The sequence below is a fragment of the Paenibacillus elgii NBRC 100335 genome, assembly GCF_004000865.1.
Taxonomy (GTDB): Bacteria; Bacillota; Bacilli; order Paenibacillales; family NBRC-103111; genus Paenibacillus_G; species Paenibacillus_G elgii.
This window is the reverse complement of sequence record NZ_BIMB01000008.1, coordinates 108,533-133,470: the sequence shown is the minus strand read 5'-3', so window position 1 is coordinate 133,470 and position 24,938 is coordinate 108,533. Positions and strand designations below refer to the sequence as shown.

At 55.0% G+C, this 24,938-nt stretch carries 20 protein-coding genes; 3 read left to right on the top strand and 17 right to left on the bottom strand.

Annotated features, from left to right (window positions below):
* Window positions 1–46: 46 nt before the first annotated feature.
* Window positions 47–1,282 (top strand): MFS transporter, encoded by a 1,236-nt coding sequence (locus PEL01S_RS08495; RefSeq protein ID WP_127460012.1) that lies wholly within the window; start codon window positions 47–49, stop codon window positions 1,280–1,282.
* Between the two features lie 22 nt (window positions 1,283–1,304).
* Here the strand turns inward: PEL01S_RS08495 and PEL01S_RS34415 are convergent, their stop codons facing one another.
* The 3 genes from PEL01S_RS34415 to PEL01S_RS08485 all read right to left on the bottom strand — a co-directional run bounded on the left by PEL01S_RS34415 (window position 1,305) and on the right by PEL01S_RS08485 (window position 3,469).
* A complete protein-coding gene (locus PEL01S_RS34415) occupies window positions 1,305–1,466 on the bottom strand; it encodes a hypothetical protein (protein WP_163768508.1) in 162 nt (53 codons plus the stop codon).
* A gap of 22 nt (window positions 1,467–1,488) precedes the next feature.
* Window positions 1,489–2,328, bottom strand: coding sequence for an alpha/beta fold macrolide esterase (gene mle / locus PEL01S_RS08490; protein WP_127460011.1), 840 nt, complete (start codon window positions 2,326–2,328; stop codon window positions 1,489–1,491).
* 400 nt (window positions 2,329–2,728) lie between these two features.
* Window positions 2,729–3,469 (bottom strand): helix-turn-helix transcriptional regulator, encoded by a 741-nt coding sequence (locus PEL01S_RS08485; RefSeq protein ID WP_503826317.1) that lies wholly within the window; start codon window positions 3,467–3,469, stop codon window positions 2,729–2,731.
* 177 nt (window positions 3,470–3,646) lie between these two features.
* On the opposite strand from PEL01S_RS08485, the gene PEL01S_RS08480 reads away from it, so the two are divergent.
* Together PEL01S_RS08480 and PEL01S_RS08475 are read left to right on the top strand one after the other, a co-directional pair.
* Window positions 3,647–4,738 (top strand): hypothetical protein, encoded by a 1,092-nt coding sequence (locus PEL01S_RS08480; RefSeq protein ID WP_063184634.1) that lies wholly within the window; start codon window positions 3,647–3,649, stop codon window positions 4,736–4,738.
* A 75-nt stretch (window positions 4,739–4,813) separates the two neighbouring features.
* On the top strand, window positions 4,814–5,236 hold the full coding sequence (locus PEL01S_RS08475; RefSeq protein WP_127460010.1) for a hypothetical protein: 423 nt from the start codon (window positions 4,814–4,816) through the stop codon (window positions 5,234–5,236).
* Between the two features lie 254 nt (window positions 5,237–5,490).
* Here the strand turns inward: PEL01S_RS08475 and PEL01S_RS08470 are convergent, their stop codons facing one another.
* The 14 genes from PEL01S_RS08470 to PEL01S_RS08405 all read right to left on the bottom strand — a co-directional run bounded on the left by PEL01S_RS08470 (window position 5,491) and on the right by PEL01S_RS08405 (window position 24,819).
* Window positions 5,491–7,227 carry an ABC transporter ATP-binding protein gene (locus PEL01S_RS08470; RefSeq protein ID WP_127460009.1) on the bottom strand — a complete coding sequence of 579 codons (1,737 nt, stop codon included), beginning with the start codon at window positions 7,225–7,227 and terminating at the stop codon, window positions 5,491–5,493.
* On the bottom strand, window positions 7,224–9,029 hold the full coding sequence (locus tag PEL01S_RS08465; RefSeq protein WP_127460008.1) for an ABC transporter ATP-binding protein: 1,806 nt from the start codon (window positions 9,027–9,029) through the stop codon (window positions 7,224–7,226). Before PEL01S_RS08465 ends, PEL01S_RS08470 begins: the two co-directional genes overlap by 4 nt.
* Before the next feature lie 812 nt (window positions 9,030–9,841).
* Window positions 9,842–10,480: a rhomboid family intramembrane serine protease gene (locus tag PEL01S_RS08460; RefSeq protein WP_029191490.1), complete on the bottom strand. Its 639-nt coding sequence runs from the start codon at window positions 10,478–10,480 to the stop codon at window positions 9,842–9,844.
* A 157-nt stretch (window positions 10,481–10,637) separates the two neighbouring features.
* Window positions 10,638–13,145 (bottom strand): excinuclease ABC subunit UvrA, encoded by a 2,508-nt coding sequence (uvrA, locus tag PEL01S_RS08455; protein WP_127460007.1) that lies wholly within the window; start codon window positions 13,143–13,145, stop codon window positions 10,638–10,640.
* Window positions 13,146–13,472: 327 nt separating this feature from the next.
* A complete protein-coding gene (locus PEL01S_RS08450; RefSeq protein WP_127460006.1) occupies window positions 13,473–14,318 on the bottom strand; it encodes an SDR family oxidoreductase in 846 nt (281 codons plus the stop codon).
* 27 nt (window positions 14,319–14,345) lie between these two features.
* The gene (locus PEL01S_RS08445; protein WP_307722000.1) at window positions 14,346–15,497 is read right to left on the bottom strand and encodes a GNAT family N-acetyltransferase; all 1,152 of its coding nucleotides are present in this window, start codon (window positions 15,495–15,497) and stop codon (window positions 14,346–14,348) included.
* The gene (locus PEL01S_RS08440) at window positions 15,478–16,821 is read right to left on the bottom strand and encodes a F390 synthetase-related protein (RefSeq protein WP_174806918.1); all 1,344 of its coding nucleotides are present in this window, start codon (window positions 16,819–16,821) and stop codon (window positions 15,478–15,480) included. Before PEL01S_RS08440 ends, PEL01S_RS08445 begins: the two co-directional genes overlap by 20 nt.
* Window positions 16,821–17,705, bottom strand: coding sequence for an MBL fold metallo-hydrolase (locus PEL01S_RS08435; protein WP_127460004.1), 885 nt, complete (start codon window positions 17,703–17,705; stop codon window positions 16,821–16,823). The genes PEL01S_RS08440 and PEL01S_RS08435 overlap by 1 nt, the downstream gene beginning before the upstream one ends.
* Window positions 17,695–18,699: an NAD-dependent epimerase/dehydratase family protein gene (locus PEL01S_RS08430; RefSeq protein ID WP_127460003.1), complete on the bottom strand. Its 1,005-nt coding sequence runs from the start codon at window positions 18,697–18,699 to the stop codon at window positions 17,695–17,697. The genes PEL01S_RS08435 and PEL01S_RS08430 overlap by 11 nt, the downstream gene beginning before the upstream one ends.
* Complete coding sequence (locus PEL01S_RS08425; protein WP_127460002.1) at window positions 18,696–19,958, bottom strand: ATP-grasp domain-containing protein; 1,263 nt, start codon at window positions 19,956–19,958, stop codon at window positions 18,696–18,698. Before PEL01S_RS08425 ends, PEL01S_RS08430 begins: the two co-directional genes overlap by 4 nt.
* The gene (locus PEL01S_RS08420; RefSeq protein WP_127460001.1) at window positions 19,948–20,946 is read right to left on the bottom strand and encodes a beta-ketoacyl-ACP synthase III; all 999 of its coding nucleotides are present in this window, start codon (window positions 20,944–20,946) and stop codon (window positions 19,948–19,950) included. Before PEL01S_RS08420 ends, PEL01S_RS08425 begins: the two co-directional genes overlap by 11 nt.
* Window positions 20,947–21,184: 238 nt before the next feature.
* On the bottom strand, window positions 21,185–21,748 hold the full coding sequence (locus tag PEL01S_RS08415) for a DUF1700 domain-containing protein (RefSeq protein ID WP_063915730.1): 564 nt from the start codon (window positions 21,746–21,748) through the stop codon (window positions 21,185–21,187).
* Window positions 21,745–22,086, bottom strand: a complete 342-nt coding sequence (locus tag PEL01S_RS08410) for a PadR family transcriptional regulator (RefSeq protein ID WP_371860687.1) — start codon at window positions 22,084–22,086, stop codon at window positions 21,745–21,747. The genes PEL01S_RS08415 and PEL01S_RS08410 overlap by 4 nt, the downstream gene beginning before the upstream one ends.
* 153 nt (window positions 22,087–22,239) lie before the next feature.
* Entirely contained in the window at window positions 22,240–24,819 is a 2,580-nt protein-coding gene (locus PEL01S_RS08405; RefSeq protein WP_127460000.1) for a metallophosphoesterase, read from the bottom strand.
* Window positions 24,820–24,938 lie beyond the last annotated feature (119 nt).

Genomic DNA, 24,938 nt, shown 5'->3' with positions numbered 1-24,938 from the left:
GCCGTAGGATGAAATTCCAAACGATGACGAAGGAGGAATTGTTCAAATGTCGGGAACCGTACAACTGCTTCGCAACGGCTTTGTTCGGGCCGTTATGGTTTCAAGCTTATTTTCGCAACTTGGAATTTGGATTCGCAATTTCGCTGTCCTCTTGTTTGTCATGGAAGCGACGGGCGGGGATGCTTTTGCCGTTTCCATGATTTCGGTCGCGGAATATGCCCCTATGTTTATCTTTGCTTTCATCGGCGGGGTTTTCGCGGACCGGTGGCGGCCCAAAAGCACCATGGTCTGGTGCGAGTGTTTGAGTTCGTTGTCCGTATTCCTCGTCTTCCTTATGCTTGAAGCCGGATCATGGAGGGTTGTTTTTCTGGCCACCTTATGCTCCTCCATCCTATCGCAGTTTGCCCAGCCTTCCGGAATGAAGCTGTTCAAGAACCACGTACGCGAGGAAGACGCACAAGCCTGCATGTCTTTATTGCAAACGTTAGTTTCCGTCTTTATGGTTCTCGGTCCGATCTTGGGCACGTTTGTGTATCAGCAATTCGGTATTGAAGCTTCGATATTGGGAACGAGCGTATGTTTTCTGTCCTCCGCCGCAGCCCTGATCTTTGTCCCATCCGATCCAAAGCAGCCGAAGAGTGAAGCCGATCATCCGTCCTCACTGTTTCGCGAAATGGCGGACGGTATGAGCTATGTCTTCCTCAACAAGACGCTCTTGCAGCTAAGCTTATGCTTCCTATTCGTGGGACTGGGTGTCGGGTTAATTTCACCGCTGAGCATCTTCCTCGTGACGGAGCAGTTGGACTTGCCCGCGCAAGCGTTGAAGTGGATCACCATTCCGTATGGGTTAGGCGAAGTGATCGGAGGAATCGTAACGTTCGCACTCGCTGCCAGGATTGCCCCTCAACGCTTCCTGATGATCGGATTGCTCGTCGATGGAGCCGGAATAGTTTTGACAGGGTTATCCACCAGCTTAGGATTAACGATGATCGCGCAATTCTTCATTGCCCTACTGCAACCGGCCATCTTTGTCGGCAATAACGCTTTGGTTATGAAGCATACCGAACCTGGCTTTATCGGCCGGGTCACGGGAATCCGCACTCCGCTTATGACTGGAGCCATGCTTCTCATGATGAGTGTCGCAGGTATATTGAAAAATGCGCTTTCTCTTTCCATGGTATACGCATTGGTCGGTTTATGCTTTTTTGCCGGGTTCCTTCTTATCCTTCCGCTTTGTCGACATAAAGGGAAGGCGGAGCCGTCAGCCGCACAAAATCAATGAGTATTGCCGGATTAAGATACGGTCAGCCTTGCTGCACAACCCCGAATACAAAGCTTTGGAGCTTATCCGCCAGTTCAACGGTATTCGGATTTTTGATCGACCAGACGATTAACGCTATGACATTAGCCGCATACAGACTTGCTAAATAATCTAGCGGAAGCGGCGGTCCGGAGCCGAAAATCAAGCTCCAGACTGCCGCTCCTATTTTATTGCATCGCCGTATGCTTGATGATCTCGTCGATCATAACCTCCCAATCGTCACGGTGCAGCTCGTGCCCGGTCCCTTCCAGCGTGAGCAGGACCGCTCCCGGAATTTGGTTCGCAAGCGCCACCCCATGCGCGTAAGGCAAAATCGGATCTTCCGTTCCGTGAATGACCAGCGCGGGAGCTTCGATCTCGTGAACCCGGGCGATATCCGATTCGCCGCCTGTCAACAGGCCGTGATTGAACATGCTCGATAGGCGGCTCGCCCTTCCGACTTCTTGGATAGCCAGACGTCTGATTCTCTCCTCATCACACGGATGCTTGGAGCCTTTTAAGATTTTCCATTTTTCCACAGTCAGGTCAACGGCCGCCTGCTCGTTTGTCAAATCCACGTTGGCTGTACCGGCAAAGAAAGCTTCTACCTTCTCCTCCATCGGCGGCAAATCCGGCGCAAAAGCCGACGTCATCACCAGCGTAGCGGTCAGCACTTTTTGCGGGTGCCGCACCGCCGCAAGCATCGTAAGCAGCCCGCCGAGCGACATGCCGACAAAGTGCGCCTGCGCTATCCCGTACCCGTCGAGAACACGAACCGTATCGTCCGCCATATCTTCCAAAGTATATTCGGGACGCCCCGGTTCATACGTTGTCGAACGCCCGACATCGCGGTTATCGTAGCGGATCACATACCTCCCGCGATCTGCCAGACGTTGGCAAAACTCGTCCTCCCACCAAATCATCGATGCAGTGGCTCCCATAATCATTAAAACCGCCGGGTCCTTTGGATTGCCGAAGCTTTCGGCACATAATTCGATTCCGTCAATTCGCAGCATTTGTTCGCTCATAGTCTGATTCCTCCCAAAATGTAAAAAATAAAAACACAGGCTGCTGCCTGTGCCAGGAGTCATCGGAAAAGGACATACGCATCCCCTTAAGAAGAACCTCCCCCGTTCCAACATATGTCAAAATCAGGGCGTTCTTCAAACGGACGGATTATTGGCCTTGTGTATTACGTTTTGCGGGCATAACAAAAAGAGGGCCGATTCGTCCCTCCCTCTGATAGCCATATTGCGTATAACTAACCAGGGTTACCCGTATATGCAGGCAGACCAATCCCGATCACTCTGTACACAGACAGAGCCTTTGAGCACTATTTAATTCGTGAACTCAAGTACGCCGGAATTGGTATTGTCTAACACACGTAACCCTCCGTTCTGCTAAATTTATCCTATCGTAACACGGCATTCAAGTTTTAGCAACATCTCTGGCATAATTGCTTGGATTCACGCCATACGTCTTCTTGAATAAGGCGGCAAAATGGCTGAAGTTATTATAGCCTACAAGAGACGCGGCTTGACTGACGTTCAGCGAGCCGTTTTCCAGCAGCACCCAGGCTTTTTCCAACCGCTGCCGGCGGACGAATTCGAAGACGGTCATCTCGAACACTTCCTTAAAGCCGATCTTCAATTTGTAGTCGTTAAGGCTGATTTTGCGCGATAAGGCAAGCAAGCTTGGCGGCTGGGCCAGCGTCTGCAGCAAAATATCTCTAGAAAAAGCCGCTTGGCCGAGCCACCGTACGGGCAGCTCCGCAGCTGTTGCGCAAGAACCTGAAGCTTGGGACCGATCAAATCTTCGAAGTAGAAAAAGGACTGCTCCATCCGAACATTCAAGCTCTAGAAAAAGGGGCCGCCAGAGCCGGGCGTCCATGCGCAGCTCCGCGTGCAAGATTCGTTTGTTTTTCCTATGCTCCGCACGGATACGGATATCGTTAAAGTAAACAAGCTGCGCGGAGCCGGACTCGCTCGATATTTCCCTCCGCTGCCCTTCAGCGGACCAACAGCCGTTCCCCTCGATATTCAGCGCAAGTTCCAGATGCGGATACCGAACGCTCATGTCAAAGGTTACATCCTCCCGCCAGATCATATCGCTCAACTGCAGCTCCATGCCGTCTCGAAGCCAGAGTTTGGAAGGACTTTCTTTTAACAATCAAAATCATATATTGTAATCTATTAGCATTTAATGCATTATATTTTATATTATGTAATTATTTGTATTTTATATCCGAAATCAAGCATTTAAAAACAGGGAAAGGTGGTATTCGATTCTATTGCATGAAACTACCATGATCCTCATAAAAATATCGAAAAATACGGAGGTAGTCATATGAAAAGGATTCCCGCATTAATAATCAGTGCTATTTTACTGTCTACAATGGCTATACCTGTTGCTTCTGCCAAATCGAATGAAGAGTTAGGTCCTGCCGAAAGTGCCGCATTAGAGGCATATATTGATAAGGACATACCTGAAAGTGATAGAAAGAAGTTGAAGGAAGTTCTGTCCAAACTAGACGAAAAACATAGAGAAAATGTAATTCATATAAACATTGATGGGTCTATAATTTCTAATCGTTCATCTAATTTGAAAAGTCTGAAGGAACTGAATAAAAACAAATTGGATAGAAACGGTAATTTAAAAATAAATACTGAGGAATTGGTCACCAAGAGCATTGATGCAGACAAAGAAAAAGGAAAAGTACCTGCCCTATTGGGAACAGGTTGGAAATACCCTGACTATGAATCTGAAAATGTCAAAACGGGCATTTACCGTCGGGCTGTTTCAAATGTCGGTTATTCCAGATTAGTTACTGATATATGGTTACCCAAAAAAGGCAATGGAATATATATTACTGATAGCAGTAACGAAAAAGCATGGGCATATACGGGAGCAATTGACAAAGATGGCGACTCTATTGATATCGGTCTCGCATACAACTACAATGATGGTCCTAATCCTTGGGATGATGTTTGGGGAATGACAATCCATGGCGCTAAAGAAGGTACAATCGTAACTCCGCCCGAACATAATTTCCAAGGTGGTCAATCCATTGTAATGGACTTTTACGTATACGCCACAAATTCGGTAGCATTGTTTTGTGCCGGATATAACAGGGCTGGTTACTATGTTGGTTCAACCTTGACAGCGGAATTGCCTTGGAGATATGATTTTTATGGTGACGGTTCTGGAATGAAGGTAAAACGTATCACTTCTATCGCCCAAGTTAACCAAAACCTGAATTCAGGATCAGAATTCAACCATGCAAACTGGACAAATGTAAGAATTGGGCAAAGATATAATCCTGCTCAATCGCAAGATTGGGGATTATTTTATGGTTTTCCTAGAAATCAAATATTAGTAGATTATACTTCTCAGAGTGAAGAAAAGATTTGGTTAAAAGCAGGTAGGTTATACCCTTAAGCATGACTTAATACTGGAACCCATCGTTTTATTGGGTTCCAGTATTATTGTAATATCAATTCAAGGAGAACATTTATGAAGAAATTTTATTTAATATTCGCTTTATTACTTGTATTAGGTGGTATTTTTTATACATATGAGCACTTCAAATCTGACCCAAACTCTGAAAACAATAAAGATGCCTATCAGGCATTAAAAGATTTTTATAATGCATATATTATTGGAGTTAATGAGGCGGCAAAATATGTTAGTGGAACTAATGCCGGACAACTTGTTAACTACAGGTTTTACTACGGGGATATTAAGAGTTTTAAAGTTGAAAAAATAACCAACGTAGATGAATCAAGAAAAAAAGGAATAGTTAGTGTAAAAACAGTTAAAAAAACTGGCGAACATGCAACTTACACGGACACTATAATAATGATTCAAGATAATGGAAAATGGTTGGTTGAAAAATATTCAAGCACCAGCTACAATGATTGGCCAAAACTCCCATAAACTAACTATTTTTTATTGTTCCAATTTTAAAATTAAATTGATAATTTGTCACCCTCGACGCCGATTTATTTCCACCCCCTTTCTTTTTCCATGTTTCCATTTTTAATGACTATCCCCTTGCTTCATTCTTCGAGTTTATCCACAAGTTTGAATAGTGTATAACTTTTTTAAACAACAAAAAATCCAGCACAGAGCTGGATTAGATTAATGGTTGTAAAAGCAGTGTTGGTAGAACTATGAAACTACGTCGCCGATCAAGAAGTGATACTCCAGCCTCCGGTTTGCTGCTGCAAATTCCAGAGCCTGGCGTATAAGCCTTCGCGCTTCAACAGGTCGTGATGCCGCCCCTGCTCGACCACTTGGCCGTTGTCCAGCACGATGATGTTGTCGGCGTTTTTTATCGTTTTCAGACGATGTGCGATGACAATCACCGTCCTCCCTTGAACCAGATGATCGATCGCGCGCTGAATCTCCACCTCGTTTTCCGGGTCCAAGGAAGCCGTCGCCTCGTCCAGCAGGACGATCGGCGCGTTCTTCAGAATCGCCCGCGCGATGGAAATCCGCTGTTTTTCCCCGCCGGACAATGTGCTGCCCCCCTCGCCCACCATCGTATCGTAGCCTTGCGGCAGCTTCATGATAAACTCGTGGCAGCAGGCCAGCCGGGCCGCCTCCTCCACCTGCTGCTGCGTTGCACCGCTCCGCCCGAAGCGGATATTGTTGCCGATCGTATCCTGGAACAAATAGACGTCCTGAAACACCATCGACACCTTGCGCAGCAGCGCTTCCGGGTCCATGCTCCGCATATCCTGCCCTCCGAGCAGCACCTTTCCTTCGACGGGATCGTAGAAGCGGGCGGCTAGCCGAAGAATCGTGCTCTTCCCGCTTCCCGACGGGCCGACCAGCGCAGTGAACGAACCGGCGGGCATCTGGACGCTGATGTTTTTGAGCGTGGATTGCTCGTTGTAGCCGAAGGTGACCTGCCGCAGCTCAATGTCGTGCTCTTCGGGAGGAAGCACGCCGCCCGTCATGCCAGGTTCTTTCAGCAATTGGACGATACGTTCACCGGCCTGCTCGTGATAGCGAAACTCCGCATAGTTCACAAGCGCGGTCGTGAGAGGATCGAAAATCCGCGTTCCGATGAGCAAAAACGTCACAAGCGTCATGACTTCGAGCTTGCCGCCCAGCAGCAGATGAACCCCAACGATCACCATCAGGGTGAGCCCGGCGCGAATAAGAGCGATGGCACTCAGCACGATCGGCCCAAGCAGCCCTTCGATCCGGATGCTGCGGTGCATCAGCTCCTTGAACGATTTTTCAAGCCGGACGAAGCGCTCGCCCGTCATATTGTAAGCTTTAATGACCCGGATACCGTTCAAATATTCCTGGAGACGATTTGCGGCATCAATCTTGGCCCGCATATGGTTCGCCCCCAGCCTACGCTGAATGCGGGAGGTGAAAAGCACCAGCACGACCGCCACAGGAAAAGCGGCAAACATCGCGGCCGCCATGCGCCAGTCTAGAATGGAGAGCCCGGCAAGGGCCAGCACCGGCATCACCAGCGCGCCGAGCATCTGCGGCACGAGGTGCGAGATGCCGTGCTCCACCAGCGTAAAATCGCCCATTATCATGTTCGCCAAATCGCCGGGGTCGCGTCGGTTCAAGTAGCCGAGGGAAAGCTTCCGCAAATGCTCGGCCAGCTGAGCGCGACCTTCGGCCGCCGTCTCGTAAGCCCCCCTGAACTGGGCGCGGTATGCCGGCACTTCGCAGAAGAACAAAACAATCAGCGCAGCCGCCATGCCCCCGCACACCCACCAAAGTCCCGCTACATCCAGTGACGCGCCCGGATGAACGAACGGCTCGAAGATCAGTCTCGCGCCTCCAACCAGCAGAGCAAAAGGCGCGATCGCCATCAGGTTGGCGAACGTCGTATACAGTACCGGCTTGATCAGCTTCTTCGGCTGGCCCGCCGTAATATGATGAAGCAGACTCATGCCCTCACTCCTCCCGTCTCGATCTGCCATTGCCCCGCATCCGTGTACGCTTTCCACATTTTGGCATACAAACCGTTTGCGGCAACGAGTCCGTCATGCGTTCCCTGCTCTTCGAGCCGTCCGGCGTTCAGCACGATAATTTGATCGGCATCCCGGATCGAAGAAAGCCGGTGCGCGATCACGATAACCGTTTTTCCCTGCATCAGCTGTTTAAGCGCCAGTTGCATCTCGTACTCGTTCTCGGGATCGGCGAAAGCGGTCGCCTCATCGAGTACCAAAATGGGGGCATCCTTCAAAATCGCCCGGGCCACCGCAATCCGCTGCTCCTCGCCGCCCGACAAGTACACGCCGCCTTCCCCGATCAATGTATCGTAGCCTTGGGGCAGCCTGCCGATAAACTCGTGGCACTGGGCCGCCTTCGCGGCGGCGTACACTTCCTCCGGCGACGCTCCGGGCCGCCCGACGGCGATATTGTTATAGAGCGTATCGTAGAACAAAAACGTTTCCTGAAAAACAAAAGCGACGGTGTTCATCAGATCGGCCGAGGCCATCTCGCGGATGTCTACGCCGCCGATGCGGATGCTTCCTTGGCTCACGTCCCAGAACCGGGGAATGAGATTGGCAACCGTGGACTTGCCGGAGCCGGACGGACCGACCAGCGCCGTTACCTTGCCCTGCCGTGCGTTGAACGAAATATCGGACAGCGCTTCGCTCCGGGAAGATCTGCCTTCCGTCCCGTAGGAGAAGGAGATGCTATGGAACGTCAAGTCGTACGCGTCCGGTTTTTTCGGGTTCACCGGTTCCTTTACCGGCTCCTCCGCCAAAATACGGTCGATCCGCTCGACCCCCTCGTTAATATCGCGGAGCGAGGAGCTGATATTCATAATTTTGAACATCGGGGCGGAGATGCCCGGGGCCATGATCAGAAAGAACAGCAGAACCGAGGCGAACGCCACACTGCCCGGGTCCCGTGCCAGCAGATAGACGCCGACCGGCAGTATAAACGCCGCAAACGAGCTGAGAATGACTTTAAAGATCAGGAATCCGTTCTGAAACTGATCGGTAAATTTGACGCAAAAATCACGGTAGCGGATCATGTCGTCGTAAAACTTGCGAAACGAATGGACCGTCTGTCCGAACACCTTCACCGCCGGCATCCCCCGCACATATTGAACCGCCGATCCGCTCATCCGTTCCAAAGAATCGTAATACAGCTTAACGTTTTTCTTGGACTTTTCCCCCGTCGAGAGCAGGATCTGCACGGTGAAACCGGCTGCAATCGGAACGAGACAAGCCAGCGCCAGCCATACGTTCAACGCAAACATCGCGACCATCATCACCAGAGTAGACACCGCCACATGAATAAGATCCGGGAGCTGATGCGCGACGAAGGTCTCCACCTTTTCTACGTTTTGCTCCAACGTCTTCTTCACGACGCCCGTCGAGGTGCCGTTCAGCCAGCCGAGCGGCAGCCGTCCGATATGGTTGGACAGCTTGACGCGTAGACCGTACAAGATCCGGAACGCCGCCATGTGGGAGAACATTCCTCCCGCATACATCAGCAGCAGACTTCCCAGCAGCCCTAGCAGCGCAACGATCCCCCAGCGGATCATCCACGTTCCGTCGGCGGAAGCCGGATTCGCCGCATGCTCCAACAGCTCGCGGATGATAAAATATACCGATACGTAAGGAATAAGCATGCAGACCGCGCTCAGAGCCGACAAAATGCCGGAAACGATCAGTAGCCCGCGCTTCTCGCCCGCAATCTCGAGCAGTCTTGCGATTCCGTTTTTTTGGTTCACATGTATCCCTCCCCTTCGTTGAACCCGTTCATTGATAAAGATTATCACTAAGGGCTTTTCTTTGTCTCCCGGAGGACGGATTATTTATGCGGTTCTACGGATAAACTCGCAGTTGTTGTTGAGCGAAGTTAGAGGAAGGTGCACGGGCGCAGCATTTTTCGTTTTTGTGGAGGGGTAAGGAAGGAAAGAGCTGTCGCGAAGAAATGTCGGCCTCCCCATAGTTCTGATTGAAAGCGCATTCGTTTAGTCATGCTAAAGAGCCACCTCCGTAGCTCCCGAACTGATCTATAGTTCTTTGATTTGCCAAGAAACCTCGTTTAATGCTCAGGAGCCGTTATGTGCGGGTTAATGTGAAAGGTTGAAGTGGCTGGGGATTCGAAATTTTCGGAGATTCATGTGAGAAGATAGATTTTAGAGGGGGGGCTATTGGAATTGACGTTTAGGATTGCCTTAGGATTGACCTTTAGGATTGACCTTTAGGATTGAACTCGCGGATTAAATCGGTGGGCCTATGTCCGCCCCCCGAGAGGCAAATTCACTTCACGGCGCATGAAGCACCGTCCTCGATGCGAGGCTCGCAAACTTAGAGGAACTGAGATGCGCTATAACGGCCGAAATCGTCGAATGGCCCAATATAGAGAACCTGTGATGCGTTATCAGGCCGATCACGGGGAGCATTAACATTTTTCGACACACTTAAATGCTCCCCAGTTCCGCTATGCTTCCATCACCGTCTTCAAACTCCGTTTAGCGCACCGGCGTTCCTCTATTCCCAACCAATTCAGACTATTCGAGGGTTTCGAGCCGCTGGACTACTCCACACCGGGCTCGTCCCAGCTCTCCCTGCGCCGTCTCCGCTTCACGAACAAGGTCATCAGCGCCGATACGGCCAACCCGCCGACGAAGCCGCCGGCATGGGCATAAACGTCGACATTCTGGACGACAAATGAATACACAAAGCCGATGATCACAATGGTCCATACCGTTTGTTTCGTCTGGTAATCGATCAGATCGCGCCGGAATACCGATAAGTACAAGTACGCGGCGTATATGCCGTAGATCGCTCCGGACGCACCCGCTCCGATATAGGGGTCCGAGTGGAACCACGCACTCGCCACATTCCCGGCGATTCCGCTCGCAAGATAGAACGCCGCGTAGCGCCAGGAGCCGAGCATACGCTCAAGCGGAGCGGCGAACACGTACAAGGCGAAGCTGTTAAAAAGCAAGTGCTGGAACCCGATATGTACGAAGATAGCCGTCACATAGCGCCACAGTGCCGGCTCGATGCCTGGAACGCCGTACATGGCGCCGAACCGGAGCAGCGTTTCGCTGTCTTGGGACGATCCGTACCACTCCATCGCCGCCATCACCAGCAATTGAATCAAGATGATGGCCGTTGTCACCGGATAAAGCCGAACATATTGACCTAAGCTTTCCCTACGCGCAAACATGTACCTCGCTTCCCTTCCCTGCGATGCAAAAGTATCTCCTAATTATAACGGCTTCTGCTCTTATTGTGAAATCGGGGCATAAAAAAAGAGATGCCCGAACGGCACCTCCTCCTACGCTCCCGCACGGTCCGGTTTGTGGGGACGTCCCCTGCCGCCTTTACAAGCGTAGTGCTTGCCTCAAGAAGCGCCCGGTGTGAGAAGCTTCGCATGCGGCCACTTCCTCCGGGGTTCCCGCTGCGACGAGCGAGCCGCCCGCTTCTCCTCCTTCCGGGCCGAGATCGACGACCCAATCGGACTCGCGGATGACGTCCACGTTATGCTCGACCACCATCACGGTATGGCCCGCATCAACCAATTTATTCAACAAAACGAGCAGCTGCCGCACATCACCGGGATGCAGGCCGGTAGTCGGTTCGTCCAGCAAATAGAGGGTGTGGGTCTTTGTTTTTTTGCTCAGCTCCTTGGCCAGCCTGACCCGCTGCCCCTCTCCGCCCGACAGCGTCGTTACGGACTGGCCCCACTGCAAATAGCCAAGCCCTACCTCGCAGAGCAGTTCAATCGTTCTTGACATTTTATCCTGATCCTTCAGGACGGACAGGCTTTCTTGAACCGTCATATCGAGCAGGTCGGATATCGTGTAGCCTTTGTAGGTAACACGCAGTACGTTATCCTGAAACCTTCTGCCACGGCAGGCGGGACACCGCACTTCCAGATTCGGAAGAAAATGCATGTGCAGCGACAAAACGCCGAGCCCCTGGCAGTTCTCGCAGCGTCCGCCGGGCGTATTGAACGAAAAGTGCTTCGATGTCAGCTTGCTTCGCTTCGCCTCCGGCAAGCTGGCGAACAGATTCCGAATCGAGGTAAAGACGTCGGTATAAGTCGCAATGTTCGAACGCTGCATCCGCCCGAGCGGAGACTGGTCTACTGTAATCCAGTTCCCGATATGCTCCAGACCGGTAATAGCTCCGCAGCCTTCGTGCTTCCCGGCTTGTTCGTCCGGCGCGAGCAGATCGAACAGGAGCGTCGACTTCCCCGAACCGGATACGCCGGTCACCGAAATCAGGCAGCCGAGAGGAAACGAAACGGTAATGTGCTTTAAATTCCGCGCGTGGGCATCCCGGATCGTCAGGAAGCTCCCATTCCCCCGCCTTCTAACCCGCCCTGAGGACAGTAAGCTCTCGTCCCGCAAATAAGCGCCCGTAACCGACCTCTCGCACAACTTCAGAGCTTCCAAGGGACCCTCGCCGACGACGGTTCCTCCCATCGCGCCCGCGCCGGGTCCCATGTCAATGACATGATCCGCCGCACGCATCACCTCGACGTCATGCTCGATGACAAGCACCGTATTTCCCAGATCGCGAAGCTGCTTCAGGACATGAATTAGCCCCTCCGTGTCCCGCGGATGCAGCCCTGCCGAAGGCTCGTCCAAAATATACAGCACCCCGGTGAGACCGGAACCGAGCAAGGAAGTGAGCCGAATTCGCTGCGCCTCTCCTCCGGACAGCGTCACCGTCTGCCGGTGAAGCGACAAGTACCCTAAACCGACATCGATCACCCGTCTTAGCCGCTCGGGCAAATCGTTCAGCACCGGCTCCAGCATTTCTCGTCCGGCCGGCGGCAAGCTTCCCGGCAAACCGTTCAGCCACGACAGCACGTCATCCAGCGACCAGGACGATACTTCGGCAATCGACGCGCCGCGCACCGTAACCCGGCGGCTTTGCTGGTTCAACTTCGTTCCTTGACAGCCACCGCACGTTTGCCGGCGGAAATACGCCCCTACGGACGCCGAACCGTTTGGGTCGCCGTCTTTTTCCAGGTAGCGCCGCCACAAGATCGTGACGACGCCTTCGAATCTTCCTCTACCGACCGTTTTGGGCGGCTGGACGTTCGGGAAGTGCCGCAGGAAGGCTTCGCTTTCCACGCCGTAGAACAGCAGGTCGCGCTGAACCTGGCCGTATTCTTTCAACGGCTGATCCGGGTCGAAGACGAAGCCGTAATGCTTGGCGGCAGCTTGCAGGATGCTGTTCTGGTAATCGATGAGTGACTGGTACCAAAAAGTCACGCATCCCCCGCGCAGGCTCTGCTCTTCGACGAAGACGGCCTCCAGGTTCAGGCTGGCTACGCTGCCGAGTCCATCGCACGTTTCGCAAGCGCCCTCCGGCTTGTTGAACGAAAAATGGCCCATCGTCAGCTTGGAAAGCTCAAGCGCACAGTTCGGGCATTGGACGTATTGCGGCTGGCCGGACGCTTCGTCCTCCTCGCTCAAGCCACCCGCCTCTTCGAACGATGGCGGAACGGTCGAGCCGCAGGACGGGCACGGCCGTTCTCCGAGCTTGGCGTACAAAAGGCGCAAATACGTATAGATGTCCGTCACCGTGCCTACCGTCGACCTTGGATTGCGGTTCGTGACGTGCTGTCCTACGCTGATCGACGGAGACAGTCCGGCGATGGAATCCACCTTTGGCTTGCTGATCGAATCCGTGACCATTCCCATGGATTCCATATACTGCCGCTGGCATTCCCTTTGCAGCGTATCCATCGCGAGCGTTGATTTCCCGGACCCCGATGGCCCGGTCAAGACAACCAATCGATTTCTGGGAATCGATAACGAAATGTTTTTCAGATTGTTTTCACGTGCGCCTTGGATCAAGATGGCTTCTTTCAAAGATACTCCTCCTTTATCGTTGATCTCGCAAATGAATATCGTTTCGAGCTTCACCCCCATCGTACTACATTGATGCAAATGCCAAGGTTCAACGATAATATCCCTATAAAATAAATTCTTCTCTCAATAAACATTTGACATGTACTTTAGAGTTTTAAATGAAGTATCCGATGGGGCCCCCGAACGCGGAATCTGCGGCCGGACCGGTCTCCAGGCCATGCCGTTACACGCCACTAGAGCTTTGGTCAATCTGTCGACAAACAAATAGGCCGCTCCCGCGGATCATCTCCGACCAGGAACGGCCTTGTCTTATGTCATTTATGCGCTTCATTTGTTGAGCAGACGCAGCACAATTGATTCGTACCACCGCCAAGGGAGCAGCGCCTTGCTCCTCAGGGCCAGCTTTGCCCCGCGACCGAGCGGATAACGCAGCTTGGGACGCTTCGAGCGGACGACGCGGACGATGGTTTCCGCTACCTCCGCCGCGTCCGGTGCGGTAGCGGCCGCTTGCTTCGAGTAGCGGAGCACCTTCTCCAGCAAAGGCCGGTAAGGCGAGGCTTCGGAGCTGCACATGGAGTCGAAGCCTTTTTGCCAGATGTCCGTCTTGTAGGCGCCCGGTTCGATAAGCACGACATTAACGCCGAAGGGCTTCATTTCGAGCCTTAACGACTCGCTGAAGCCTTCCACGGCGAACTTGGACGTGCTGTAAGGGGCATAACCGGGAAAGCCGCTGCGGCCGCTGACGCTGCTGACGTTGACGATGCACCCGGACCTTCGCTCCCGCATATGCGGAAGCACGGCCTTGGTCGCCGCGATCATACCGAATACGTTCGTCTCCAGCTGCTGTCTCCACTGCTCCATCGGCACATCCTCAACATATCCGCCGACGGCGAAACCGGCATTATTCACGAGCACGTCGATCCGGCCGTATGTTTTGACAATCGAACCGACGGTTTGCCCGATCGCCTCGTGATCGGTAACATCCAGAGGCATGATGTCGATCAGCTCCTGCACCCCGCTGCGCTCCGCATGCCCCTGAAGTGCATCGCTTTTGTCCGGATTGCGCATCGTCGCAACGGTTCTATAGCCAGCGCGAGCCAGCGCGACCGACGTCAACAAGCCAAAGCCGCTGGACGCGCCTGTCACCAAAGCAACCGGCTGGGCGTTGTCCATGGAATTCCCTCCTTCTCCTGCTCCCATCTAAAATTTATATTTTTTCATAAGCGGAATGCCAATGCCGTTCAGCGTCTTATGCAGCAGCATCCAGCCCGAACGCCGGCGGAAGGGCAAATGCCGGTCGTAAACGGCGCTGTATTCGATATCCGCGACCGCCCCTCGGTTGCGCTTAAACTGCGCGGCCCCCGAGCTTTCGTGGAGCAGATGGCCGTTCGTCCGGGCAATGCCGATCAGCACCGACGACAGCATGCGGTACAAGCCGAGCTCCTGCGGAAGCGACGTATCGTAACCGAAGATCGGCGTGGTCATGACCCCGTTGCGGCAAAAGAAGCCGAGCACCGCATCCAGACGTCCCGTCGGCTTATGACGAAGCGCATGCAGCTCCAGCAGCCCTTCCTTCCAAGCCAGCTTGAAAAAGCTCGCTCCGAACTGCGGATTGTGGTACGAATATTTGTCCAAATAAAGCGCCCGGTACAAGTCCGCCAGCCGGGGCATATCCGCCTCCGTCAAATCCTTCGGACCGACAGCTTCATACCCGTGTTTGTCCAGCAGTCCGTAGTCCCGCTTCAGCAGCCAGCGGGCTTTCGCATTCATCCAGGCATCGTCCGACGGCTTGAGCAGATAAACCTGCCGGCTCGGAACCATGCGGAAGCCCAGCTTCTCCAGCGCATCCATCATCGCGCCGTTCGTCGTCCGGTTGAGGGACCGGAAAATCAGCGTATGCTTCGGAAACGAACGGAGCAGGAAGCGCACCGCGTCTTCCATTTCCTCGTCGGACAGATCAGGATACAAATTGGTCGACAGCAGCCAGTTGTTAACGTGCACCGTACGGTTGAACCCGCTCCCTTTCAGCAGCCAGCCCATAGTGGTAAGCAGTCCACGAAGCGCAATCTCCGCCGGGCGAGAGTTCAGCAGATACAACTCCTGCTTCGCATAGCTGACGTAGTGGGTGTACGGGGAACAGACGTACGAATTGTCGTATTCCGTCTCGTTGACGGTCACCGGCAATACGTTGTCGTTCAGTTGAAGCACGTGCAAAGCCGTGGACAGGTTCGGCACGAATGTCTCGACCGGCTGTTGAAGCAGCGGAAGCAAGTAACGCTTGGCATAGCCGCCGTCAGCCGTATCAGGCCATTCGAGCTGCCCGATCGATTTCCTATCGAATAAGCGCAGCATCGAGGTCAAGGTCGAACCTCCTCTCCACCCGCCGAAGCTTCCGGTCTCCCGGCTGGAAGGCATACGCCGTAAATTCGAACCCGGGCGTGCAGCAGCCGATCCGATCGCACAAGCCAGTCAAGGCATTCGCCACGGCCGCTTCAGTCTCCGCCCGTTTGCCGTCCGCGACTTGCAGGGAAACCTCCAGCCGGTTCGGCGCGTGGAGCACGACGCGATACGCTTCGATATCACCGGAGGCGGCAAGCAGCGCCCGGCTGACGAAATCGGGGAATACGCGCACCCATCCTTCGCCATCGCGAGCCGGAAAATAGAACAAGTCGTCGCAGCGCCCTTCGATCGTTTCAATCGCCATAAACGGCGATCCGCAAGGACAAGGCTCCGCACGTTCGGTCAGCACGTCGTTCAGCCGGTACCGGATCATCGGCTGCGCCATTCTGGAAAAATCGGTAATAACCGGAATGAACTTCCGCAACCGAAGGTCCACAACTTCTTTTTGAATGACTGCGATATCTTCATTCATATGCAGCGTACCGTGAGCGCATGTAGCGGCAAGAAAACCTTCGGTGCACTGGTAAACCTGATGCAGCGTTTGCCCGAATGCTTCCTCGATATACCGGCGGTCGAGCGGGTCCAGCACCTCGGCCACCGACACGATGCGCCCGGGCGCAATCGATAACCGCCCCTCTCTTTGCTGCTCCGCAAGCAGGCGAAGCAAGGAAGGGGGCGCGACGAGCAAGGTCGGCTGCTGTTCCCGGAGCCTGTCCAGATGGTGCTCCAAAGGATCGAGCAAATCGTAGAACCGGAACTGCAGCCGCCGGCTGCCTACCGCGGCATATAAGTTGCTGTTGGCGCGAAGAAAAAAGGCAATGCGGTGCTTGCCGAGCAGCGATCCCGGCAGCACCTTGGCCAGCACGGCGCCCGCCCAGGCCAGCCGCTCCTCCCGGCTGACGAGAAACAGTCCCCGGTGACCCGACGTTCCGGACGATAAGCCGATGGTCGTCCCGCCGATCATCGGAGTGAAATCCCGCGTTTGTTCCGCGCGGAGCGCCAGAGCAAAGGCTTCCTCTTTCAGGATTCCCGCCGTATTCAGACGGTCAAACTGCTCCATCATGATTTGTTTGTCGATCATCGGAAACTCCCGCCATTCCGACAGCGGACGATTCCCCCACCATTCGCGGTAAAAGGGGGATTGCCGCCGTACCCGGTCCAAATGGTTCCGGATGCGCGCTTCCTGCCACCGCTCGAGCGAAGCCCGGTCCGTCCACCGGCGTCCGTGGCGGGTAAGCCAATAACGGGATAAAATGCGCAGCGAATCGATGAACATCAGAGCGGTTCCCCTCCTCGAATCCACTTTTCCCAAATTTCCGGGCAGTGTGAGGGAACGATACGCAAAGCCGGATACCGCTCGTGCAGCCGAACGAGCCGTTCGAAGCTATCCCGGTACTGCCGCCGGTTCGGCATGACCAGTCCGGCAAGCGGGTGCGGCGGGCGGTTCTCGCGGATCGCCCGGCTCGACCAAGCCGCATCGGCACAGAGCAAATAATCGTAGCGCTCCGTTGACAAAAGCAGCCCGATCTGCCCGTCCGCATGCCCGGGAAGGTCGACCGCAACCAGACTGCCGTCACCCAGCACATCGAGGCCGCTGGAGAACGGGAAATCCGCCGGCAGCTCGACCTTCCGGTCCTGGAGAATCGGCTGCGAGCGGCGTTCGAACGATTCCGGCAGCAGCCCCGGCAGGTACGCCCTGCGGAGTGCCGCCAATCCGCGCAAGGACTTCACCGCGTCGTACGCCTCCGGCACGTACAAAAATGTGGCGTTCGGGAAATCGCGCAGACCGGCCACATGATCGGCATGAAAATGCGTCACGATCACCGTCTGCACCTGCTCTGGAATGACCCCGCAGGCTGCAAGCTGCCGCACCGCGCTTTCCTCCTCGCGGAATACCACAGGCGTAATCATACGGTACAGCCGCTCCGGCAGCCGGTTCGTTTCCCGGATGAACCGCTCCGAATATCCGGTGTCGACGACAATCGCGCCGAACACCGGATGCTCGATGCAGGCGAATATCGCCGGAATGCGGCACGAACGCAGCGAGCCGCCCCGAAGCGTGACCCATTCCGGGTGCGTGCAATAGCCTGCCGCAAACAAGCGCAGCTTGACCTTGGGGATCGGCAGCCCTCTGTCTTCTCTCTGTTGTCTATAAGTCATGCTTACTCCTCCACCACTGAGCAAAAGCTTCCATTCCTTCGTCCACGCAAATTTTGGGCGAATAGCCCAGCTCCCTTCGGGCTGCGCTAATATCCAGCGTCTGGCTTCTCCCGATCATGCCCGCGACCGCCCGGGTGAGCATCGGCTCGCCCCGGCCCGGAAGCAGCCGGGCGGACAGCTCCATCAGCGTAGCCACGCCGTAGGCGGCGGCATAAGGCAGCCGCTTGAACCGGACCGGAATGCCCAGTTTCCCGAGTAGCTTGCTTACCGCCTCGCCAAAAGGCATCGGTTCCCCGTTCGTAATATTGTAGATGCGTCCCGCCACGGCAGCGGCTGGCGCCGCTTGGCACAGCAGCAGCGCATCGACGGCATTATCGACATACGTCAAGTCGATGAGCGCCTTCCCTCCACCGATCAGCGGGATACCCTGTACCGCATTCGCTTCGATCAGCCGCGGCAAAATCGAAGCGTCGCCCGGACCGAACAAGGCGCGCGGCCGCACGATAACGGTCTCCAGCCCTGCCGCCCCGGCCCGCGTTACGGCATCCTCGGCCAGCCGCTTCGTCGCGGCGTACGGGCTGGCTTGGCGGCGCGGAAGCGGGTCCGATTCCCGGACGCCCAGCCGGTGGGTGCTGCCGAAATACACGCTGGGCGTCGACACGTGAATAAGCCGGCCGACCTGATGCCGCAAGCAGCCGGCGATAACATGTTCCGTCCCGAGAACGTTGCTATCGTAAAAGTCGTTGTACGGCCCCCACGATGCCGATAATGCCCCGCAGTGAAATACAGCCTGTTGACCGGCGCAAACAACGTCCATCCGCTCCCGGTCCCGCAGGTCCGCCTGCACGAAACGGATACCCTGCCTCCGAAGCTTCTCCCCGATCGCCGGTTGTCTGCCTAACGCGGTAACGTTCCAGCCTTCGTCCCGAAGACGGAGAGCTAGCCGTCTGCCCAGAAAGCCTGTTCCTCCCGTCACTAAGGCATTCCTGCTCATGACGTCCCTCCGTTCCATTCGATATCGCCGGTCGAAGCTTCCATAAGCGTCTGCTTGCGGGCGGCTGCGGCTCTTCGCAGCTCCAAGAGCAGAAAAAGCTGCTCCGTAAAAGGCCGCGGGTCGCTCCAGCGGAACACAACATCCCGGGCTATCGCATACTTGGATAGCCATGCCGCGAAGGCCCGCCACGAGCGACTTCCCGTCAGCCCGCAGGCCAGCATCGGCAGCCCCAGCATCCCTCGCGCATGCGGCTGCGGCTCGATCACCGATTCGCCCAGCGCTTCCGGCTGTAGCAAAGCCGAGACCAGCCCGTCCTCCGGCCGGAACAGGTGGATGCCGCTTGTCGTCCGCGGATTGCATTCGATAGCGTACAGCTCTCCCCGCTCCGTCTCGATGAAATCAAACGCGATTTGCCCGGTGAACCGTTCCATCTGGACAAACCGCTGTACCCATTCGAGAAGGCCGGGATGGTACAGCGGCTCGAAATATACGCTGGCCCCGCCGCGGACCGCGTAACTGGCGGCATAGGCGGCGTGAATCGCGAGTCTGCCTTCATACGCGATACTGTAGGTGCACAGCGTTCGACCGGGGATGAACTGCTGAACGACCCAAGGATAGCTTTCGGCTTCCAGCCGGACTTCGGTTAGGCGTTCCCCGGTAGTCCGAGTCCTCTCCGTCGCTACTTCCCGGCCGCATGGCTTCACAATGCGAACCTTGGAAGCGAAGCGCGAAAATTCCGGCTTCACGACATAGCCGTCCCGGAACACTTCCTCCGGGCTAGAGACGATTCGCGCCTTGAATCGGGCCCACTCCTGCGGAGTGCTCACCCGCTCCGTATGCGGAACGGACAAGCCGAGCTCTCGGGCCCGGCGGATGAACTCCCATTTGCTGTGCAGCCTCCGAAGCTGCTCCAGCGGCGGAGCAGCCACGCGGCATATCCGACTAAGCCGCTCCAGCCCGGCCGACACGTAAAAAATCTCCTCGCAGGTCGGAATCAACCAGGCGATGCCTTCGCGCCGCACGATCTCTTCGAGCGCCGCAACGAAGCGCTCGGGTTCGCGTGCCGGACCCGGCACCGCATGGCTGCGGGCGACCGCCTTCGATACGCGGCATAGGTGGTGTCGCACGCTTTCGGCCGCGTGCACCTCACAGCCGGCGGCAGCGAGCAGCCGGGCAAGCTCCAGAGCTGCCGGAGCGCGGCCGCCGGTAATCAGCACCTTGGGATACTTGGCCGAAGCTCCTAACCGTCTAGTAATCAAGCACAACGCCTCCCAGCGTCAGTCCGGCTGAAGTGCCGATTAGCAGCACGCGATCGCCCCGCTCGATCCTCCCTTGACGGATCGCTTCGTGCAGACCCATCGGAATCGAAGCGGATATCGTATTACCGTGATCGGGTGTAATGTACAGCAGCTGCTCTTCGGAAATACGCAGCTTTCGGCTGAGCAGCCGCATCGCCATCGCGCTGCCTTGATGCGGAATGACCAGCTTGATGTTCGCGATGGAGCACTCAGCCCCGGCAAGAAGGCGATTCATAAAATCCGGCAACTTCTTGGAAGCCATCCGAAACAAGGGTTCTCCCTGCATGTCGAACAAGTAATGCTCCGCCGTCTCCGGAGCAAAAGCCCCGGCAGGGCGGCCGCTGCCGCCTCCCCGAATTTCCGAGAGATGCGCCCCGGCGCTGTACGTTTCCATGCAAGCGGAGAGGATGCGCGAGCGCTCTTCCGGCCCGGACTTCGCAATGACGGCTGCCGCCGCACCGTCGCCGAAGAGAGCTGCGCTTTCCTTTTGCTTCCAGTTTAAGCCTTTCGAGGCGATCTCGGTCGACACCAGCAGGACGCGGCGGTATCGCCCGGCATCTACCATATAGGACATCACATCGAGACCGGCGACAAAGCTCAGGCACGTCGAGTTAATGTCGAAGGCGGGAACGCCGGAATGCTGCTGCCCCATTGCTTCTTGAATTAATGCGGCGGTGCAAGGAATCGGCTGCTCCATCGTCCCGCTCGTGCATACCAGACAATCGACATCGTCGAACGTTAATCCAGCCGCTTCCAAGGCCGCATAAGCCGCCTTCGCTCCCATAAAAGAAGCCGTTTCGTCCTCTGCGAAATGGCGGTGAATGACGTTTGTTTTTTTCCTTACCCAGCCTTCCGGCACGCCCAAGGCCCGATCCATCTCCGAATCGGTGACCCGGCGCTTCGGCATATATTTACCGGTTCCGATAATTTTTACATGACGAGTTTGCATACGTATCCTCTGCTTTCCGTGTGTGCGTGTATGATTCAAGCCATATTTTTATTGTAAAGAAAAATCGGCCGGAACATAGTACTAACTTTGTCTAATACCCCTTAAAGCCTATTATCCATTCGCGACAGCCCCGCCGTATCCCTTTTCTCCAAGCAAAAAAACCGCATATTCCGACACGGAATGCGGTCATTGCACTGCGGTATTCCCCGCTTAACTATGGACCTTTCATCGTATAACGCTACGCCGTTCTGCTGCCAGGCAGCACTTTTTTGTAGCTCGCGGAAAGGAAGTTCATATAGTTGCGCAGGCCTCTCCAGCTTACGTAAGCAATCCCCCCAACGATGCCGCCGACGATCGTGGAGTACAGCATGCTCCACTCGGTCGGAACTTCGATCCCGGGTCCGAGATTCATATGAATCCAGGTGACGCCGAATGTACGGATGAACCCGGCGATGAAGATGAGAACCGAGCAAAACCCAAACCCATAGGCGATGGTGGCAAGCACAGGGATGACCATGACGCTCAGCAGCCCGGTCGTGCAATAAAAGCCGACCATCGTCAGGACATTCGCGAATGACCTTTTTGCCGGGCCCTTTTCCATTATATATTCGCTCCGGTACGCTTTCGCCAGCACTCGCGGGTCGCCGAGCCGGGCCAGAATGGCCTCCTCCGACTGGCCGCCCGCCACGCCTTCCGCAATATGGCTCTCGATTTCCCGGATCGCGTCCAGCCGCTCGTCTTCCGGCATTTTCTCCAATAGTTGATACAGTTTCTCCAAGTACGCTCTCGTCTTCGGACTCATAACGCTTCCTCTCCCCGATACAATTGAATTTGATACACTGCCGCGTCCAGCTTGTTCCATTCGCGGGACATCGCCTCCAGCAGGAGGCGTCCGTCGGCAGTCAGGCTGTAATATTTGCGCGGCGGGCCGGCTTCCGATTCCTTCCAGAAGGAATCAATATAGTTCTCTTTAAGCAGCCTGCGTAGAAGAGGGTACAGCGTCCCTTCCGTCACGGCAAGCGGCTCCCATCGGTCTAACAGCGTCACCAGCTCGTAGCCGTATCGCGGTTGCTTGCTGACCAGCAGCAGGATGCAATATTCCAAAATTCCGCGGCGAACCTGGGAAGTCCACTCCGTCATATCCATACGATCTCCCCTTCCGCTACTATGCTACCACACACTACTTTGTTCTGCAAGGTACTTGGCGGAATATTTTTTCGGCACATAAAAAGACCCGTGCCCGGGCTCCCTCTATTATCGAAGAAGCCGCAGGCACAGGCTGCGATTTGCTGATCACGGATTCGTAGACGTACTTGCCTCCATCGGGTCGGAATTCGATCTAGCGCCGACCGCCTTGATGACGAAGTCGTACGTTTTGGACGGGTCCGCGTTATTGACGGTGTATTGGTATGTGCTCTGCCCGTTCACCGCCGGAACGTATACGCTCCAGTTCGTGCCGGCTTTGTCGTTCTTTTCGTAAATCCGGTAGCCTCTAACCGGTTCTGACGTGGACGCGGGAGCGTTCCAGGAGATGACGGCGCTGCGGTTCTTCAGCTCGGCCTTGGCATTCTCCACTTTGGACGGCTTGCCGTCCGTCCGCTTGATGCTGTATTGGTCGTAAACGGCCAGCGGCTCGTTTTTGGCAGCGGTATACGAGGTGAATTTCAGGATACCGTCCGTCACTTGCACGTCTACGAACATTTTTTTGTTCGGCTGGGCGTTTTTCACGGAGAAGAAGTCCTTGATGTTCGGATTGATCTTGTAAAACTTGGCGGCTGCCGAATTGCCCATCAAATACACCGAGCCCTTCGGGTTCACCACATTGCCTTGCCCGTCTACAACAACGTCTTTGATCGCCTTGTTGCCCAGCATCTGATGCGATCTCATGTACAGGTGATCGTGGCCTTCCAGCACCATATCAATGCCTAATTCGTCGAAGACCGGAATCAAATATTTGCGGTAAAACTCCACGCGCTCCGATTCCGCATCTGCGTTGTCCCCGGAGGAATACGCTCCCTTATGCATCGTGACGATTTTCCACTTCTTGTCCGTCTTCGCCACTTGGTTGCGCATCCAATCCACCTGCGCTTTAAAGCCGGCATCAGCCTTGTACGGATCGACTTGGCCTTCGTACTGCGTATTGATCTGCATGAAAAGCGCATCGCCGTATTCGAAGGAATATACCGTGCCGTCTTCGGTGCTTGTGCCGACGCTTTTGGGCAGGTTGAAATGATAATAGAAGTTGTTGTTCGGATGATCTTCGATCTCATGGTTGCCGACGATCGGGGCGAATGGCACGTTCGCAAATTCTTTCTGCGGGATCCCCAAGAACCATTGCCATTGCTCCTCCAGATCCCCGTCATCGATCAGATCGCCCGTCAGCAGCATAAATTTCGGGTCGCCGATATGATCAATCGCTCGGCGGAACGTATCCTGCCACAGCTCAAAATTTCCTTTGCTTGAGCCCTGCGTATCCGTCGTATAAATAAAGTGAAAATCGTGATTGTTTGCATGGTCGGTCGTGAACGAGCCGACCGGACTCCAACTGTCCGCCCTTCCGCTGCCTGCGCGGTACTTGTATTTCGTGCCCGGCTTCAGGTCATTCGCCGTCACCTTGTGATTGGCGAATGAGGTCGTTTTATTCGAGCTTCGGTCGCTGCTTTTCATCAGCGTCTTTATGATTTCTGTCGTTCCGGTGAAGGTCATTGCCTCCTGCTCGGGGAAGCTTCCGCCCGTAGCTTTGGAGGCCTCGACGACCTGAACGACGGTCCCCGTGACGTCCGTCCCGGTATACCAGTCAAACGAGATGCTGGTCTTCGTATCCCCGTTAAAGGTCATATTCAACAAGGTCGGCGCGCCCGCTGCCGAAGCCCCTCTCGTTGTAAAGCTCCAGACGATCGGACTTGTCAGAGGCACGTTGTCTGCCGCCCCCCGGACAAGCTCCTTCGGAACGGTGACCGTATACGTTTTGCCGTCGATAAAATTCGGGTGATTAATCGCCAGCGTATCGCTGTTGACGACGCCTACGGACAGATTGCTCAAGGAAGTGTTGTTCTGGTCGACGATGCTTACGCCCGGGCCGCTGTTCAAAGCGATCGCTTTGTTGAATTTGACGGAGACGGCCGCATTTGGCGCAACGTCGCTCGCTCCGTTGGCAGGAGCTTGCTGCACACTTAAGGTCGGAGTCGGGCCGCCGGTTTTCCGGTCGCCCTTGACGATCACATCCTTGATCCGGCTGGAGCCGGAGCTGGATACGGTTCCTCCGCTCACGCTCTTCGTCGAATTTACGACCCAACGGATGTATAGCAGGTCGTTGTCGTTGGCTTGACTCGGAAGCGGAGCGTCAACCAGCTTGCAGCTGTTGTTTTTGCAGTTGAAGTTGGTCTGCTCCAGCACCAGATTGCCCCCGGGAAGGTCGGTCCAATTTGTTTGGTCCGTACTGAATTGTACCTTGAAATCGCGCGGACCCGTGCTGGATGACGTCTGCTGGGAGGACAGCGTCAAGTTCTCGAAGCCCTTGGTGGATAACGTGGCAAGCCAATATTTTTTGCCCGTGCCGTCGTTCCACCCTTGATTGCGGATACTGCGCTCCCCCGGTTCGTAGGTGTATTGATCCGTGTTCGTGCCTACGTCCCGAAACGTCGACGATGTCTTGTACACTCCGCCCGTTGCTGGGAACACGCCATCGGTTCCTTTATCCGTGAAGATCCATTCCGCCGCGGTCTCTTTGGCCGCCGCTGCCCGGCTGTCAGCAGCCTCTTCCGCTCCCGCGCTGCCTGCCCATTGAAACGCAAATAACAGAGAGGCGAGCAGCAGAGATACCGTTCTGCGCCACATTTGCTTCGGATACCCGTTCTTTTGTTCGTTTTTCACTTGATCGACTCCTTTCCCATGTGTGTTTGCAAATGTAAATTTTGCCGGACGATTCCGACGGCTTCATGCTTGCGCGAACACCCTCCTTTCCTTTGCCTACGCTTATTGCCAGGCTACCC

Excerpts from the sequence above, each read along its gene's own strand:
- PEL01S_RS08460 (WP_029191490.1), bottom strand. The coding sequence starts at position 10,480 with ATGTTTGCGCGTAGGGAAAGCTTAGGTCAATATGTTCGGCTTTATCCG.
- PEL01S_RS08475 (WP_127460010.1), top strand. The coding sequence starts at position 4,814 with ATGAAGAAATTTTATTTAATATTCGCTTTATTACTTGTATTAGGTGGT.
- PEL01S_RS08480 (WP_063184634.1), top strand. The coding sequence starts at position 3,647 with ATGAAAAGGATTCCCGCATTAATAATCAGTGCTATTTTACTGTCTACA.
- PEL01S_RS08420 (WP_127460001.1), bottom strand. The coding sequence starts at position 20,946 with ATGCAAACTCGTCATGTAAAAATTATCGGAACCGGTAAATATATGCCG.
- PEL01S_RS08430 (WP_127460003.1), bottom strand. The coding sequence starts at position 18,699 with ATGAGCAGGAATGCCTTAGTGACGGGAGGAACAGGCTTTCTGGGCAGA.
- mle (WP_127460011.1), bottom strand. The coding sequence starts at position 2,328 with ATGAGCGAACAAATGCTGCGAATTGACGGAATCGAATTATGTGCCGAA.
- PEL01S_RS08495 (WP_127460012.1), top strand. The coding sequence starts at position 47 with ATGTCGGGAACCGTACAACTGCTTCGCAACGGCTTTGTTCGGGCCGTT.
- PEL01S_RS08415 (WP_063915730.1), bottom strand. The coding sequence starts at position 21,748 with ATGAGTCCGAAGACGAGAGCGTACTTGGAGAAACTGTATCAACTATTG.
- PEL01S_RS08445 (WP_307722000.1), bottom strand. The coding sequence starts at position 15,497 with ATGCTGCGCTTATTCGATAGGAAATCGATCGGGCAGCTCGAATGGCCT.
- PEL01S_RS08470 (WP_127460009.1), bottom strand. The coding sequence starts at position 7,227 with ATGAGTCTGCTTCATCATATTACGGCGGGCCAGCCGAAGAAGCTGATC.
- PEL01S_RS08450 (WP_127460006.1), bottom strand. The coding sequence starts at position 14,318 with ATGGACAACGCCCAGCCGGTTGCTTTGGTGACAGGCGCGTCCAGCGGC.
- PEL01S_RS08410 (WP_371860687.1), bottom strand. The coding sequence starts at position 22,086 with ATGACGGAGTGGACTTCCCAGGTTCGCCGCGGAATTTTGGAATATTGC.
- PEL01S_RS08440 (WP_174806918.1), bottom strand. The coding sequence starts at position 16,821 with ATGTTCATCGATTCGCTGCGCATTTTATCCCGTTATTGGCTTACCCGC.
- PEL01S_RS08435 (WP_127460004.1), bottom strand. The coding sequence starts at position 17,705 with ATGACTTATAGACAACAGAGAGAAGACAGAGGGCTGCCGATCCCCAAG.